The 15136-nt window shown below is 61.5% G+C and carries 13 protein-coding genes; 4 read left to right on the top strand and 9 right to left on the bottom strand.

The window, feature by feature from the left end; all coding sequences use genetic code 11:
• Positions 1-394: LysR substrate-binding domain-containing protein (locus D6860_RS15015; RefSeq protein ID WP_206512204.1), on the top strand; the 394-nt coding region annotated here is incomplete at its 5' end.
• Here the strand turns inward: D6860_RS15015 and D6860_RS15010 are convergent.
• On the bottom strand, positions 391-1143 hold the full coding sequence (locus D6860_RS15010; RefSeq protein ID WP_076626062.1) for an IclR family transcriptional regulator: 753 nt from the start codon (positions 1141-1143) through the stop codon (positions 391-393). The genes D6860_RS15015 and D6860_RS15010 overlap by 4 nt on opposite strands.
• Before the next feature lie 164 nt (positions 1144-1307).
• Here D6860_RS15010 and D6860_RS15005 point away from each other — a divergent pair, with 164 nt between their 5' ends.
• Entirely contained in the window at positions 1308-2960 is a 1653-nt protein-coding gene (locus D6860_RS15005) for an FAD-dependent monooxygenase (RefSeq protein WP_076626063.1), read from the top strand.
• A gap of 741 nt (positions 2961-3701) precedes the next feature.
• Here the strand turns inward: D6860_RS15005 and D6860_RS15000 are convergent.
• The 3 genes from D6860_RS15000 to D6860_RS14990 form a co-directional block, all read right to left on the bottom strand.
• Positions 3702-3908: a hypothetical protein gene (locus D6860_RS15000; RefSeq protein WP_076626064.1), complete on the bottom strand. Its 207-nt coding sequence runs from the start codon at positions 3906-3908 to the stop codon at positions 3702-3704.
• 422 nt (positions 3909-4330) lie between these two features.
• A complete protein-coding gene (locus D6860_RS14995) occupies positions 4331-5380 on the bottom strand; it encodes a nucleotidyltransferase family protein (protein ID WP_229743375.1) in 1050 nt (349 codons plus the stop codon).
• Between the two features lie 102 nt (positions 5381-5482).
• Positions 5483-6409, bottom strand: a complete 927-nt coding sequence (locus D6860_RS14990; protein ID WP_076626013.1) for a DUF2493 domain-containing protein — start codon at positions 6407-6409, stop codon at positions 5483-5485.
• A 632-nt stretch (positions 6410-7041) separates the two neighbouring features.
• Here D6860_RS14990 and D6860_RS14985 point away from each other — a divergent pair.
• Together D6860_RS14985 and D6860_RS14980 are read left to right on the top strand one after the other, a co-directional pair.
• Positions 7042-7317, top strand: coding sequence for a hypothetical protein (locus tag D6860_RS14985; protein WP_076626014.1), 276 nt, complete (start codon positions 7042-7044; stop codon positions 7315-7317).
• Positions 7317-7649 (top strand): type II toxin-antitoxin system RelE/ParE family toxin, encoded by a 333-nt coding sequence (locus tag D6860_RS14980; RefSeq protein ID WP_076626015.1) that lies wholly within the window; start codon positions 7317-7319, stop codon positions 7647-7649. The genes D6860_RS14985 and D6860_RS14980 overlap by 1 nt, the downstream gene beginning before the upstream one ends.
• A gap of 57 nt (positions 7650-7706) precedes the next feature.
• On the opposite strand, the gene D6860_RS14975 is transcribed toward D6860_RS14980, so the two are convergent.
• The 5 genes from D6860_RS14975 to D6860_RS14955 all read right to left on the bottom strand — a co-directional run bounded on the left by D6860_RS14975 (position 7707) and on the right by D6860_RS14955 (position 15027).
• The gene (locus tag D6860_RS14975) at positions 7707-8075 is read right to left on the bottom strand and encodes a DUF6915 family protein (RefSeq protein ID WP_076626016.1); all 369 of its coding nucleotides are present in this window, start codon (positions 8073-8075) and stop codon (positions 7707-7709) included.
• A gap of 10 nt (positions 8076-8085) precedes the next feature.
• Positions 8086-8577, bottom strand: coding sequence for a DUF6878 family protein (locus D6860_RS14970; RefSeq protein WP_076626017.1), 492 nt, complete (start codon positions 8575-8577; stop codon positions 8086-8088).
• Positions 8578-9322: 745 nt separating this feature from the next.
• Positions 9323-10048, bottom strand: a complete 726-nt coding sequence (locus tag D6860_RS14965; protein WP_076626018.1) for a DUF736 family protein — start codon at positions 10046-10048, stop codon at positions 9323-9325.
• A gap of 76 nt (positions 10049-10124) precedes the next feature.
• Positions 10125-10664: a hypothetical protein gene (locus D6860_RS14960; RefSeq protein ID WP_076626019.1), complete on the bottom strand. Its 540-nt coding sequence runs from the start codon at positions 10662-10664 to the stop codon at positions 10125-10127.
• A 106-nt stretch (positions 10665-10770) separates the two neighbouring features.
• Positions 10771-15027 carry a bifunctional class I SAM-dependent methyltransferase/DEAD/DEAH box helicase gene (locus D6860_RS14955; protein WP_076626020.1) on the bottom strand — a complete coding sequence of 1419 codons (4257 nt, stop codon included), beginning with the start codon at positions 15025-15027 and terminating at the stop codon, positions 10771-10773.
• Positions 15028-15136 lie beyond the last annotated feature (109 nt).

The following is a 15136-nucleotide window of genomic DNA, read 5'->3' as shown; positions in this document are numbered from 1 at the left end:
GCGTCGTGTCTCAGATTTAAGGGCAACGCGACAGCCGCTTATTCTGGATTCCAAGAACCAGATCACCCGGGTTCTGCTGGAGTCGATGGCCGAAGCCGAAGGCATCGCGCTGAATGTCGTCATGGAGGTTGAAGCGGTCAACCTGAAGCGCGAGTTGATGGAAAGCCGGCGCGCCTTTTCCATCGTGCCCTTCGGGCTTTTTTCCGATGACATCGCCAATGGTCGATTTGCCATCAGGCCCATCGTGAGCCCGCGGATCACCCGTACGCTGTGCCTTGTGAACCGGTGCAACGGGCGGCATGGGGCGCATAAAGAGCTGGTCACGATCCTGTTGAAAATACTGTCGGACAAGATCGGCACACAGTTGAACTGGCATACGGGCGATCCGGCTTAGGATGCGGGAGCTTTCTTAAGGGTTTGGGAAATTTCCTGCGCCGCCCCCGCAACGGTTACGCCAAGCGTGCGAATGTCTTCGGAGGTCACGTTTCCGGCCGGAAGGGTCAGGCTGTAACTGCCGGTGATGTCGCCGCGTTCGTCAAATAGCGGGGCGGCAATGCCGACGACACCGGGAGTTACCTGACCTTCGGTCGCGTGCCACCCGACGGCGCGAATGGCGCTAAGCGATTGCCGCACACCGGCCAGATCATCGCCCAGACGCGCTTCGCTGAACGCTGCCGCGTTCGGTGTGTATAGGCGGTTAAGCTGATAGGCGGACAGATGCGCAAGGATGACCTGTGACGCGGCCCCCCGAAAGATCGGGCGCGCTTTGCCCCGTTCGTAACTGCTGTGAATCTTGGTCGTGGCCGTGTGTTGAAAGACGCATAGAACCTTGTCCGAATAGCGCCGACACAGCAGACCAACGCAGGCATTCGTCTCGGCAAGTTGGGTCAGAACCGGCCCGGCAAGGCGAATCAGCGGATCGGTGACCCGAATCAGATAATCAAATTCGACAAACCGCGATCCCAAACTGTACCCGCGCCCGGGAAAGGTCGTCAGCAACCCCGCGTCGGTCAGGGTTTTCAGATAGCGATACAGCGTCGATTTGCTATGCCCAAGGGCTGTATGAATCTCCTCCAGCTCCCAATTGGGCTTTTCCTGAGAAAACAGATCAAGGATCTGAATAAGCCGCTCGTGGCGCTGCATTGTGTGCCTCCTGCCAGTGCTGGGGTGAAAATGGAACAAAGCCGGGGCCGGGGCAATATGGATCGCGGCATCATTTAAAATTCCTACATAATGATAAAATTAATTGATTATTGCGCCCGTGACAGTAGGGTCGCCCTGCGTATTGCCACCTGACGGAGAGATCAATGCAAACGGACGTTCTGATTGTCGGCGCCGGACCAGTGGGTCTGGTTCTTGCCATTGCCCTTGGCCAAAAGGGCGTGCGCTGTACGCTTGTGGAAAAGAAAGACGCGCCGGAATTCCTGCCCAAGATGGAGCGTTGCAACGCACGGACGATGGAAATTTTCCGCCGTATGGGCATTGCCGACAAGATACGCGCCGCCGGGCTGGATGCCGATGTGCCGATGGATGTTTTCGTCGTCACCAAGATGACAGAGGCGCCATTGCTGCATCTGGAATACCCGTCTGTCAGCACGGCGCAGGCAGAAATTGCGGCCACCGAGGACAGTTCGCAACCCGCCGAGGCATATCAGCTTGTGTCGCAATACACGCTGGAACCGTTGTTGAAGGACATCGCTGAGGCGTTGCCTTCGGTCACGGTCATGTATGGCGTCGAATTCGAAGGCCAGCATCAGGATCACAACGGTGTCACGGCGCATCTGTGCCGAGCGGACGGAACCCCGGTAACGGTGAATGCAAACTATCTAGTCGGCTGCGATGGCGGGGCCAGCCCGGTGCGTAAATCGCTGGATATTTCGCTGCGCGGCGAAGGCAATTTGTTGAAACTGCGCCAAGCGCTTTATCGGTGTGACGATCTGTTTGACCGGCTGCCGCTCGGAAATGGGCCGGGGCAGGGGCGGCACTACCATGTGGCTGACAATCAGGCCTCGTTCCTGATCATGCAGGATTCGACCAGACACTGGACCCTGCACGCGGTGGTCGAGGACGACGCGGCGATGGCGCGTCAGTTCGAACAGGTCGTCGGCGCTCACGTCGATTACGAAATGCTGTATGTCGGCGAATGGAAGCAGAACCTGTTGTTGGCCGACCGCTATGGCGAAGGGCGCATTTTCCTTGCCGGGGATTCCGCGCATCTGGTCATTCCGACGGGTGGGCTGGGCATGAACACCGGGGTTGGAGACGCGATCGATCTGGCATGGAAACTGGCCGCCACCCTACAGGGCTGGGCCGGGCCAAATCTGTTGCGATCCTATGAAGTTGAGCGTCGCCAGATCGGTGACCGCAATATAGGCGCCTCAAGATACGCATCGACCGGGCGGCGGAAATGGCGGGGGCAATGGCAGCCGGGGTTCAACGACGACACGCCCGAGGGTGCGGCCAAGCGCCGGAACCTGGCGGATGTCGCGGATGTCGAACAGCGCAAGACCAATGAAATGATCGGGGCCGAACTGGGATACCGCTATGTCGACAGCCCGGTGATCTGGGATGAACCCGGCGGGCCCGAGCCGTTGTTTCGGACCTATGTTCCCACCGCTTGGACCGGCGTGCGGTTCCCGCATGTGTGGATTTCCAAAGGTGTCTCCATTCACGACGTGATCGGGGGCGGGTTCACCCTTGTCTGTTTTGGCGCGGGGAATGCGACCGATCCAATTGAAAAAGCCTTTCTCGCCTGTGGTTTGCCGTTGGAGGTCAAGATCTTCCCGGACGACCGCCTGCGCGCGATTTATGGCCGGGATTATTTCCTGCTGCGCCCCGATTTGCACATCGCCTGGCGCGGCAATGCGCTGGACGTCGATGCCGATACCCTTGCCGCGTTGGTCAGCGGTCATCACGTCGGCCACATGTCCCGGTGCCACGAGGTAGGTGCGCACGCTTGATCAATAAATTTCTCGATATATAGGAAAATTAACGCAACTTATTGACACGATGTCCCTGCACCATACGATGTGGGCGCGCAGTGCCGGAACAGAACAGGACGCAAATTTCATGACCCAGATTTCAGACATCATCGACGATCTTGTCGTCGCCAGCCATATCTTGCCACCTTCATACGTGGCCGCACGCTCACATTACGAAACTATACCAATGTGTCAATGCTATATGTTTGGTCTTCAACTATACGCGGCCTCGTNAATGCTATATGTTTGGTCTTCAACTATACGCGGCCTCGTATTCCGCTTCTGGCCGAGCACCGCAGGTGCGAGGCCCCGCCCGAAGGGCCAAAAAGTCGCCCCCTTCTCCGTCCGCACTCCGTCCGATCTTCCCAATGCCCGCGCCCGAGGTTCCGTCCAAACACGCATGTGTTCGGACGGAAGCGAGGGGCGGCGCATCTCTTCTCCGACGGGGCTGACGGACAGGGTCAAGGGAGGCCAGATTTGGCCCGCCAAATCTCTGCCGGAAAAACCGGCGGGCTTCAGCCCGACTGTTATTCCGGATGGCCCCCTTGGGGCTGGCCGGCAGTCCTGTTCCAGCGGCTGTCTTTGATCTCCAGCAGGACCGCTTGCGGTCCTGGCTTTTACCCAGAGACACCGGCCGCAGGCAGGGGTCTCTGGGTCTGGCGCAGCCTTCCCTGAAGCAGGGAAAGGGCCGCCTCACGGCGGCCCATCCTCGTGAGAGGATTACTCCTGTGGTTCCTTCGCGCTCGGCGGGAACATCACCAGCTCCTGGACTGCGACCGGGAAGTCGAGCTTGAGGCTGAAGAACTCCGAGCCGTCCCCGTTGCGGGTGTTGCGGAACATCGCGCCGACGCGCTGGAACCGGGTGCGTTCATTGCCGTCGTTGTCGGTGAACTTGACGGGAACGGTGGCGACGTAGTGGTTGGTCATTTGGGTCTCTCCTTTTTGCGATGGGGATCGACCGGCACGGGGGACAAGGGGCGGCCGCAAATGCAAATGCGGAGGGTCCGCGCGCCCCGCGCGTGGAAACCGTATTTGTGTTTGCCGGAGCGAAGCGGAGGGCACGGACGGCCCGACCCCGTGCGATCCACATCTGTGAGCAAAAAAGAGAGACCCGGGTGAGCGGCCCTGATCTTAACGCCATCGATCCCGCTCAGTTGCCAAGACCGGAGCAGGATAGACCACCCCGGTTTGAGCCATTGGCACGATGATCGACCCACCCGGCGAATCGGCACAGCAGGTGTCAGCTTCGATGACTTCGCAGCGCCGCGGCCATGAGCGCGACCAGTCCCGCGAGCAGGGTGTGACCGGTCACCGGATGTTGTTGAGCGAAGGAGACGAAAGCTTTGCGTTCAGGAACCGATACCTTCAAAGATGGCACGCGTCTCTTCCAACCGGTCCAGCGAAGCGCCAATGTGATCGCGCCAGCGCGGCCCGACGTCCATCGCAGTGGTGTAAGCTTCAGACAGATCATCAGGACGATCCTCTGCCAGCACCTTGACGAGAAATGCCGCCTGCTCCCGGTCCTTCGCCGATTTGAGGCTCCCTGCCCCGTCACGGCGCCGGTCGGCAATGATCAGCTTGTGGATCGCATAACGTTCCGGGCGCGGGACCTGGACCAGAACGCCGGACCGATAGATCGCAGCCGCATGGATCGGCTCGGCAATCAGGAAGTTGAGATAATTCAAAGCTTGGGCGTTCACGCCCAGGGCGGGCAGATCACGGATGGTCTCGTCTCCGAAGGCCGGTGTGAGAAACTCAACGAGCTGGCCACTGCCACCCTGCGCCCATCGCCAGGTCCGACCTCGGTCAAGAGCCGGCAGGGGATCAAACTTGAGCGTCGAGAAGGTCTCGGCCAGCCCGGGGTCAACGTGATCCTTTAGCGCGATGCTGAGTTTTTCGAACTGAGCAATGTCGATGTCCCCGGTATTGGCCATGCCCCCCAAGGGCAAACGAATACCAAGCTCACCCTCGTAAAGCCGGAACGCATTTGTCCCGACCATGGTGCCACCCAAACGGAAAGTCCCGGCTGCTGCCATCGCCGAAAGGATGGAGCCCGTCGCGCGGTCGGTCGGTGTCATGCCTTCGGCGCGCAGGAGCCGAACCAGTCGAGACCGTTCAGCCTGCCGATCCTTGGCAGTCGCGCGCAGCTCCTCGATCCGGTCGATACGTGAACGCGTCTCGTCGTTGTCTTCTCCGATATAGACAAACCGCATCTCTGTTCCGACACGACGCGCGGCGTACCAATAGGCCTTGTCGCCGCGGGTTTTGAGCGTGGGCTTGCCTTCGACACCGGACAAGGCGTCGTCCTTCAGGAGACGCACCAGATCGGTATAAGCGCTTGTGGCTATGCTGCTGAGAGGTATCATGCCAATCAATTTGAAATTTTGCTTGGTACGCATATACCTATCAAAACATGAAATTGCTAGGCAAAAAGGACTGGGGAGCACCACCGCATCCTTGAGAAACGACGAAAGGGCCGCCCTTAGGCGACCCTCTCAAACTCACTCACTCGTTGCCTTCGCCGGATCAGCAACCCGCATGACCGTCAGCCCCTTCGCCTCCGCCTTCTGCCCGAGGTTTAGCGCGACCCCATTGCCACCGAAGAGCACGACGCCGGTTGCGGCGAACTTGTCGTCCAGCATCTCGTCGTTGCATTTGAACGGCGCGGCTCGGCCATGTGCGGACCAGCGGGGATCGAACCGTGCCTGCGCGACACCTCGAGCGCGCGCCCATCGGGCCGCGATCATCTCGGCCCCATTCTTGCCGCCCTTGTGGCAGAGGAAGATTTCCTGATTGCGGTTCTGCTTGATCCGCTCGCGAACCTTGTCGAGCGTCGAGAAGATGACATCGATATCGGTCCAGTCGGTCGCCCCCGAGACGATCAGGGGCACGCCTTCGACTTTCGACTTGGCTGCTGTTTCGCGATCATGCTGTTCCAGCAACTGCCGGGCTTCGAAAACCGCCCCGGTCTCCTGAGCGCGAGCGCTGGCCCGCGACCCCGCGGCCGGGATAAAGGCGTGGCCAGTCTCGACCTCGTAGCATTCCGCCGCCGCCTCGCTCATGACCTCAATCGCTCCGACGATCTCGCGGAGTTGCAGAAAGCGAGCTTGCGCCTCTTCCAGAGCGGTCTCGGCGATCTCCGATCCGTCATGGGATTTCGCCAGGGCCCCGATCTTGTCGGCGGTGCGGTCCATTTCCTTTCCGAGGGCAACCTTGCGCCGCTGCAGGATCGTGGCGAGCCCGTGCGCGAGCGGTTCGATCTCGGCTTCCAGCCCGGTGTTCCGCAACTGGCCGAGCAGGGTCTCGAAGGTCTCGCGGATGATGCTGTCCTTCAGGATGTGATCGTCGGGGTTCGGCAGGTCCGCGCCTTTCTCGGTCAGGCCGAATAGTTCGATGGTCTCGTAGGTGTTCGCTTGGTCGTAAGCCATTGTTCATATCTCCAGATGTTCGGGATTACTTGGCTCACCACGGGAGTGTGGTGGCATGGCCGAAATTCTGGTTCACCGAATCTGTCCGGGTCAGGGACGGCGCAGCCGCCGGCTTGGCGGGCGCAAAAGTTTTCAGGGCACATCGCTTCCCGCAGCCGGGTCATCGAACACTTAACCGCCCTCTCCATCGCCGCTGCCCCCACCGAAAAGTTTTGCGATCCTTGAGGCGGGCTGATTTGGGGGCCATCCGGAGGATATGCTTCCGCACTCATGTGTGTGTGTTTGACGGTAGGTTTGCCCAAACGAGCAGGCAAACGGCGCGACCGGACGCGGGAGACGGATGAAGCGGCGGGATCGTTTTGCATTTTGCAAAACAGACCGGAGCGCAATCCGGCGGAGCGGCCGGGGAGCGACGTGCTCGCGAGACGGGCAAACCGGGACGCCGGGCGCAACGCCGCGGTGAGGCCGCATGGCCGAATGCGCGATCGGCCACAGGCCGATGCTCAACCGCGACTTGGCGTACCGAGCAGAAGTGGCCGCAAGGCATTGACCTCCCAGCCAGTCGACCGCACCCCAGCTCTTGTCAAGAAACGTCCAATTCGGTAGTCTGTTGGCACACCGAGAGGCCCGTCATGAGTGTTCAAAAACAGACCGTCAGCTTCACCGATACCGCCTATGCCTTCGCCAAAGAGTTGGTCGAGGCAGGGGAATACCCCAATATGAGTGCGGCAGTGTCGGGTGAATTGGCGAAGGCCAAGGCGGAGCGTCAACGTGAGCAATCCGTTCTCGAGGCAGAATTGGAACGGCGCCTGTCCCTGCCGCTCGATCAATGGGAGCCGGTTGGTGAGGCTTCACAAGTCACCGCGGGCGCGCGCGCGCATCTGGCCGCGATATCCCACAAGACCTGATGCGCTTCGTCCGGCACCCGTTCTTCGAGCGGGATCTCATTGGCATTGTCGATCACATTGTCGAGGTCACGCAAGGCGACACGGCGGCCGCGCTGCGGCGGCTCGACGAGATCGATGCCATGCTTCAGGCCATTGAAGAAAATCCGACCTCGGGCATGCGTCTCGGCGGAAAGCTGGACGGCTGGCTCGTGCGGCACGGCGGCTCCGGGTATCGGCTGACCATCGTGTTTAGGCCGGATGTCGAGGCCGGGGTAATCTACCTTGCCCTGGTCGCCTTCGGCGGGCGAGATTGGATGCGGCTGGCATCTGTCAGAAAGGTCTTCTCCGAATAGGCTTTCGCCACCAAGCGCCGGAACACCACGCGGCCTCCTGATGACGAAACCCAAGTGTCAGCCCACGGCGGCAGCGACGAAGGGATCGACCTCCGGTTCGATCTTTTGCGTGCGCCCCATCCAGGGCTCAGGCCGGATGGCTTTGACCCAATCGGCGAAACTCGGGATGAAGCCCAGATCCTCACGCACATGCTGTTCACCGACCCAACGGGTCGGGATCACCCGACCAGTGGACAGGGTGAGCGTGGGCCCAAAGATTGTCTCAGCCATGAATATGCCTTCGGCATGATGACGAAGGGCGCGATGGCGGAAGTCGGCGGTAATCTCCTTGCTCGCATCGAACCAGCTGTGGAGGGCCATGAAATCGTCGACCTCGCCGCCCCATTTCTTCACCGAGGACAGGGAATGGTGGTAGGGATGTGCCATTGCCGCCTCCTTAAAATGTATGTTCGTAGGATTCAGTGGCGGTGTAGCGCTCGTTGTGATCGAGCGTGATCACGCGCGATTTCACATCGAAGGTGAACTCGCCACAATATGCACCGTCATTGTTCTCCCAGCCGGGATGGGTCTCGGCAAGAAAATCATAAGCCAGCTGTTCGACCGCCTCTTCGATGGTCATGCTGTGTTCGGTCACTTCGTCTGTCCCCCAACTCGCGCGCGAGAGGGAAATCTGCCCCTTGTGCAGGTCAACATTCTTTCCGCCTGATAGGGCTGAGACGTCTTCGATCTGGCCGCTGTCACCATAGCCATCGAAGGCAACGATAACCTGCGCGATATCCGCTGCCGCCAGGACATCGAAGAGCACCTTCTTGTTGGCGGGTCGGATACTCGCGGACAATGCCTCGAAGCGCTGACGATCAGCGTAATAGCGTTGCATCGAGGCGGACATATCAAAAGTCTGACCCGGGGCGTTGTTGGTATCGGTCATGGGTGTGCTCCAGGAGAGCAGGTAAGGGATGAACCCACCGACGCTCTCTCACCCAGCAGGTTCACCCTGCCCCAAGCCCGCTTTCACTCTTTTCCCCGACAAATGACACTTAACGTGTTATGGCGGGCCCCAGCCCAGCGACTGTCACCCGAATGGGCGCAGAGCGGCAGCTCCGAACGACCATTTGGCCGCGATCGCACCTGGCTCGAAAGAGACATGTAAGAGCGCTATTGGCCTTAGGGAGAACGGAGCGGCCGGGCTGCAGGCGCAGCCTAAGGCGCGGTGCCACGCCCATCGGGCGTGGCAGGGCTCATAACTGCTTAGGCAAATCCCAAACATCGGCTACAGGGTCGGCGTTCAATCAGGGTTAGGCCAATAGGATTTTCACCTGGTCAGATCGTCCAAAGACGGAACGAAAAAAGGCGCCATCTCGGGAGGTGAGATGACGCCTGATTTCTTGCGTCCACGCTGCGGGAGGAGGTGCAGCGCAGAACTCCGGTCCGACCCCCAGGGAGGAGGAGAGGAGGCCCAACCTTCAAGAAAAATGTAGGGGGAATGCTGCGCCGCAACAAGGGGTTTCGCTGCAATGCAGCTATGCATGTCATGCAATGCTACATTCTTGCGCATGTCGTATATTATTGTTCAGAAATTGGGCGCACTCTGTGTCGCGGCGACTGCCTCGAGTTGGGGAATAGGAGCCGCGTTTACGCGGCTCCCGTCCGGTAACGATCTTCTCCCTGATCCATCAGGCGACCAGTGAAAGACCTCCCGTCTCCTGTGCCTGCTCGCCGCTGTCGACGAAGGGGATGATCGAGAAGGTCTGACCGCCGCGCTGCTCTTCGTTCTGCACGGCGTTGACCCGCAGATCGCCATCGGGCGTGTTGATGAGGAGCGAGACATAATCATTGCCCGTACGATTGCTCTTCGCCATCCAGGCCGAGCCCATGCGGATTGGGTGGCCGCGTGGTGAGGAGACCTCAATCCGGTAGTCGGGGTGAGTTTCCTCGGTCTTGAATTCGTTCTCGATCAGCATGAAGTCGAGATCGAACATCATATTGGCGATGTAGCCGGCAAAGGCGTTGTCGGCATCCATCGCCGTCAGCTCACCCGAGATCGAGCCGGACTTCATCTCGCCGTTCGAGACCAGCGGGATGATTTCAAACGCGCCGCTCCCGGCCTCGCGTGCTTCTTTGGTCTGCACCGCGTTGACGCGGAACGGGCCGAGGCCGACATCGATCTGCATCGAGACGTAAGGATTACCGCTGGTATTGCCGGTCTCGCTCCAGGCCGTGCCGATGCGCACCTTGCGGCCCGACTTGTTCACCGCGGTCACGTCAAAGTCGGGGCTGCGTTCGGACATCTTGGTCCGCGTCTCGAGCTGGATGGCGATATCGAACCGCGCGGAATGGATCATGCCGGAATAGACGGCGGCTGCGGTTTCGGCGTTTTTGGTCAGGGTTCCTGCGAACATGGGTCTTCTCCTTGGGTTTGCCGGTGCCTGACACTTGGCCAGAGCACACGGGATTGCTTTTCGACCCCTCATGGGATCACCAATTCAGAAAGCCCTCTTTCCTCTCTCCCCCCACTGTGCAACACGAGACACCACTCAGATCGGTGCCTGCGACCTCCCCGCACGCACCCGTCCCCTGCCCTTTTTCGGCAATGGTTCGGACAGGAACGCATCCGGAACTGCTGAACCCTGACGCCGCGCCATAGTCCCGGATGGTACGCTTTGTCAGTATGGCCTCCCCGTCACAGGCGCGGCAGAAGGCGTGATCCTGCAGGTCGGTGCTCTCCCATAACTGCAACTCGGTATTCCAGCCGACCCAGCAATCCCGCAGGACGTCTTCGCTGCCACAGGCGCTGCAATGGATGGTGACGCCCAGGTCGGGACGGGAGACAAAAAACGACATCTCATCCCCATTCAGCTTTGTGCCGCTTCGGTCCGTGAGGCCGATCGAACTGCCATTCGGCAGATAGGTGATCAGGTATTGGCCAGGTGGATCCCGGTGGACGCGGTAGCCTTCATGTGACCAGTGCACGGAGTGTCTCGCATCCACGGCGGATTCGATCTCTGCGAAGTTCATATTGATCTCCGTAGGGGATTGGTTGGGAATGCCCACGGGCCCGATCAATCGATCTGGCCCGTGGAATGGACGTTTTGGAGTCTGGACCTGCTCGAGCCGACGCGTGTCAGGCGGCTTCCTGGGACGCGCCAGTTTGGGCACCGGTGATCCGAGACAAGATCGCGGCGGTATCAACGCCCTCTCCGTGCGGCACGAAGACCCGGAGCTGGAAGGCGATGATCTCTGTAAAGCAGCCCATGGCCTTCAGCCCGTCGATCATGCCCCGGTCGGCCCCGTCGATCTCAAGACGGGCCGCCCCCGCGACCCGGCGGCGGATGAGCGTGAGACCGCGACCGAGATCGACCGGCGCTGTGGACCCGAGTGCCGCCGTCAGCACCTCCTGCGGGGTCTTCGGGGTGCCAACCATGAACCGCGCGCGCAGCGCCGCTGCGCCGTCCTCGCTGACGGTCCGGCCGATCATGCTTGCCTGGCCCTCTGGCGTGACGCGGTAGATTCGCTCGTTGCCCGACGGGATGTCCTTCCAGATCGGAAGAAGCAGCCCCGTCAGCAGGTAGAGCTTCGTCGTGGCGGTTTTAGGGAGACTATCGGCCTCCTTGTCCCAGAGGCGGCGGAACTCTGACGGTTTGATCTCCTCCCAGGCGGAGGCCTGGAACTTCCCTTCCTCGACATAGGTGGACCCGCTCGGCCGCGTCACCTTGCGCATGAGCGTGACAATCTCCTCGTCATACATCTGCATCGGACGCGAAGAGATCAACGCCACGCGACCCGACGCGCGATTGATCATCGGCTGCTTATCAGGATTTCGATCCAGAGCCTCTTCAGCGGCGAGAACATGGACGGGGTCCGTCACTTCGAGCCCGATGATCCGTGTCACCGCGCCGGAGCGCGGACAGGTCCAGAGGTCTTCTGCCGAAACCTGCTCGATCCTCTCGCCGTGTAAAGTCTCGACGCCGAGATCGAGCGTGCCTGCCGCCCGCGCCCGCTCGGTCTGGTCGGCAATGCGGCTCATGAACTCGGCAAAGAGCGCGTTCTGCATGTGGATCGGCAGCGCCAGCACGCGGTTGAGGAAGCGCTGGATCGGCGGAAGTTCTTCGAGCAGCACGCCGTCCTGATCGATCAAACGAAGCGCTGTCCAATCGCAGAACTGCTCGAAGCTCATCGCCCCGGCACGCCCGGCGGCCAGATCGGCATAATAGCCGCGGAGCGCTCCCCTTGCGATCGGGCTTTCGAGATTGTCCTCCTCGCGGAACATGCCCTGGGAGCCGGTCTCGCGCTGGCCCTTGGTGAGCGCGCCGAGCTGGTCGAGCCGCCGAGCGATCGTCGAGGTGAACCGCTTCTCGCCGTGCACGTCCGAGGTGCAGACCCGGAAAAAGGGCGCGGACACCTGAGCCGAGCGATGCGTGCGGCCGAGCCCCTGGATCGCCGCGTCGGCCCGCCAGCCGGGCTCGAGGAGATAGTGCCGCCGCCGCTTCTGGTTCTTCGCCGTCTGGGCGGCGTGATAGGACCGGCCCGTCCCGCCGGCATCGGAGAAGATGAGAATGTCCTTCTCGCCGTCCATGAAGGCGCGGGTTTCCGAGGAATTGCTGCTGGCGGATCGCTTCTCGATGAAGAGAGCGCCGTCACCGGATTTAAGGGGTCTGATGGAGCGCCCGGTCACCTCGGCCACGGCCTCATCGCCGAAGGCCCAAAGGATCTGATCGAGCGCCGCGGGGATCGGCGCGAGGGACATCAGCTCCATCATCGCGGCATCCCGCAAGGCCTCGGCCTCGCGCGAAACGACCAGGGCACCATTCGCATCCCGGAGTGGTTCGGCCACCATGTTGCCGTCGATCTCGATCAGCTTCTGGGCGTGGATCGGGAAGGCCTGTTCGAGGTAGGAGAGCACGTAGTCGCGTGGTGTCAGCGCGCCTTGCACGAGCTCGTCTTCAGGATCCATCGCCTCGAGCCGGCGTTTCAACAGGCTCTCTCCAGTTGAGACCACCTGGATGACGCAGGCATAACCGTCCGCAACATCCTCTTCGATGGCGCGGATGACGGTCGGGGCCTTCATGCCCATCAGGAGATGGTTGAAGAAGCGCTGCTTGGTGCTCTCGAAGCGCGACTTTGCCGAGGCCTTGGCGGCAGAGGCGTTCGTCTGACCGGAGGCGTCGTTGACGCCAGTCGCGGTCAGCGCGGCCTCAAGGTTGTGGTGGATCGTCCGGAAGGCCCCGGCATAGGCGTCGTAGATCTCGATCTGGGCCGGTGTCAGCGCATGTTCGAGCACGTCATACTCCACGCCGTCAAAGCTGAGTGCTCGCGCGGTGTAGAAGCCGAGGGTCTTCAGATCGCGTGCCACGACTTCCATCGCCGCCACGCCGCCGGCCTCCATCGCGGAGACGAAACTCTCTCGGCTCGGGAATGGATATTCCGGCCCCTGCCCCCAGAGCCCGAGCCGGGAGGCATAGGCAAGGTTTTGCACGCTGGTGGCGCCCGTCGCCGAGACATAGAAGACCCGCGCCCGGGGCGCAGCGAGTTGGAGGCGTAGCCCGGCGAGACCCTGCTGGGAGGGCTTGACGCCCCTGCCCGCGTCGGACCCGGCGGCATTCTGCATGGCGTGGGCCTCATCGAAGGCCAGCACGCCGTCGAAGTCTTCGCCCATCCAGTCGAGAACCTGACTGAGACGCGTGGTTCCGCATTTGCCCGCCGAGCGCAGCGTCGCATAGGTCACGAAGAGGATGCCGTCGCCCATCGGAATGGGTTGGTCCGGCTTCCATTTGGAGAGCGGCTGGATGTCGGCGGGCGAGCCGCCGAGATCGGTCCAGTCGCGGATGGCGTCCTCGATGAGCGTGGCGGATTTGGAAATCCAGACCGCCTTGCGCCGCCCGGCGAGCCAATTGACCAGGATGAGCCCTGCGCATTCCCGGCCTTTGCCGCAGCCGGTGCCATCGCCGAGGAAATAGCCGAGCCGATAGGCCTTCGCCTCCAGATCGGTGTCGGCGCGGGTCATCCGGGTCTGGTCCTCATCGATGGTAAACCGCCCCGGCAGGTCGCGCGCGTGCGCGTCGTTCGCCATGAGGATGGTCTCGAGCTGGGCTTCGGAGAGATGGCCCCCCTCGATCAGGCGACCGGGCAGGCGCAGATCGGCGGCGGCTTCGTTCGACGGGACTGGGGGCGCCACCGAGGCCATGGCGATGCTCTCGACGAGCGGCGTGGGATGCTCTTGCGCACCCGCGATCTCGATCCGCTGCGGACGGTAACGGGCATAGATGTCGGAGACGGGGGTGTTTTCCCGGGGTGTGTCGAGATTGGTGAAGGACAGCGGGACAGCGGCGTGGGATGTCGATTTGACAGTAGAGGTTGCGGTGGCGGGGAGCTTGCGCGCGGCGGGCGCACCGCCTTGCCGTGGGACATGCCGGACCTGTGCTCTGGTCTGGACGAGAGACGCACCGGGTCGCGACTTACCGATGTTATCGACGATTTCCCGCGCCGCATCCAAATCGTCGACAGCTGAGCGCACAAACTCGACGTCTTCCTGCAGCTTGTCGAAGACCATGAGCTGCGTTTCGACGGTGGTGCCAAGTTTGCGATAGACATGGCCGGGGATGGTGAGCGCAAGGCGCGGTTTTGCGATGGCCGAGGCCCGTGCCCAATGCCCCGCATCCCGTTCCGGCGTGAAGCCCGTGGGCATAATTGCAACGAGACGCCCGCCGGGCGCGAGGCGTTTGGCTGCGGAGATCAGATGTTTCGCCGCGATGTGCTTGTCGCGCGACCGATCGACCGAGGAGGCGAAAGGCGGGTTCATCACGATAACACTGGGAAGTTCGGAGGTTTCGAGAAGATCGTCGATATGCTCGGCGTCGAAGCCGGTCACCTGTATATCAAAGATCGCCTCGAGAAGCGCCCGGCGAAAGGAGTCGATCTCGTTGAGCATCGGCTTGCCGCCAGAGCGAACGGCAAAACCGGTCAGTGCGCCGGTGCCTGCGGAGGGTTCGAGGAAGGTTTCGCCGGGACGGATGGCCGCGGCACGCGTGACCAGCGCCGCATAGGGCAGCGGCGTCGAGAACTGTTGCAGGCGGATCTGCTGCTCGGAGCGCCGCGTCTCCGTCAGAAGCCGTGAGGAGAGCAATCTGGCCATCGCAAGCGCGTCCGAACTGCTGTCCCGCACAAGCTGCATGACCGCGGCGGCCTGCATCAGGTCATAGGCCATGCGCCAGAACCACGCGCCGCCGGCATCGCTGCCACCGAAAGTCTCGCGCATGATCCGAGCGAGCGATGAGCTCTTGAGCGGTTGCTTCTCAATCTCGCTGCCGATCAGGCGAATGGCCTGAAGAAGGTGAGGTTTCGATGGGAAATCGCGTGCGAGTACCGGGCTTCGGTTGTCCATATCGTCTGTCCTTTGAGTCAGGTTGTGGGTTCGACAGGACAGAAAGCCGCCTCTGCGCTTTTGTCTGCGCGGAGGCGGCTCAAGGCTGGACAGATGGCGACGCTGCCGG

It is taken from the genome of Salipiger sp. D13, from assembly GCF_003703915.1.
GTDB classification, from domain to species: Bacteria; Pseudomonadota; Alphaproteobacteria; order Rhodobacterales; family Rhodobacteraceae; genus Salipiger; species Salipiger profundus.
The sequence above is the reverse complement of the archived record's forward strand: the minus strand, read 5'-3'. Positions and strand labels throughout refer to the sequence as shown.

Bases quoted from the DNA above. Each gene is read 5' to 3' on its own strand.
- D6860_RS15010 (WP_076626062.1), bottom strand. From the start codon at position 1,143: ATGCAGCGCCACGAGCGGCTTATTCAGATCCTTGATCTGTTTTCTCAG.
- D6860_RS15005 (WP_076626063.1), top strand. From the start codon at position 1,308: ATGCAAACGGACGTTCTGATTGTCGGCGCCGGACCAGTGGGTCTGGTT.
- D6860_RS15000 (WP_076626064.1), bottom strand. From the start codon at position 3,908: ATGACCAACCACTACGTCGCCACCGTTCCCGTCAAGTTCACCGACAAC.
- D6860_RS14995 (WP_229743375.1), bottom strand. From the start codon at position 5,380: ATGCGTACCAAGCAAAATTTCAAATTGATTGGCATGATACCTCTCAGC.
- D6860_RS14990 (WP_076626013.1), bottom strand. From the start codon at position 6,409: ATGGCTTACGACCAAGCGAACACCTACGAGACCATCGAACTATTCGGC.
- D6860_RS14985 (WP_076626014.1), top strand. From the start codon at position 7,042: ATGAGTGTTCAAAAACAGACCGTCAGCTTCACCGATACCGCCTATGCC.
- D6860_RS14980 (WP_076626015.1), top strand. From the start codon at position 7,317: ATGCGCTTCGTCCGGCACCCGTTCTTCGAGCGGGATCTCATTGGCATT.
- D6860_RS14975 (WP_076626016.1), bottom strand. From the start codon at position 8,075: ATGGCACATCCCTACCACCATTCCCTGTCCTCGGTGAAGAAATGGGGC.
- D6860_RS14970 (WP_076626017.1), bottom strand. From the start codon at position 8,577: ATGACCGATACCAACAACGCCCCGGGTCAGACTTTTGATATGTCCGCC.
- D6860_RS14965 (WP_076626018.1), bottom strand. From the start codon at position 10,048: ATGTTCGCAGGAACCCTGACCAAAAACGCCGAAACCGCAGCCGCCGTC.
- D6860_RS14960 (WP_076626019.1), bottom strand. From the start codon at position 10,664: ATGAACTTCGCAGAGATCGAATCCGCCGTGGATGCGAGACACTCCGTG.
- D6860_RS14955 (WP_076626020.1), bottom strand. From the start codon at position 15,027: ATGGACAACCGAAGCCCGGTACTCGCACGCGATTTCCCATCGAAACCT.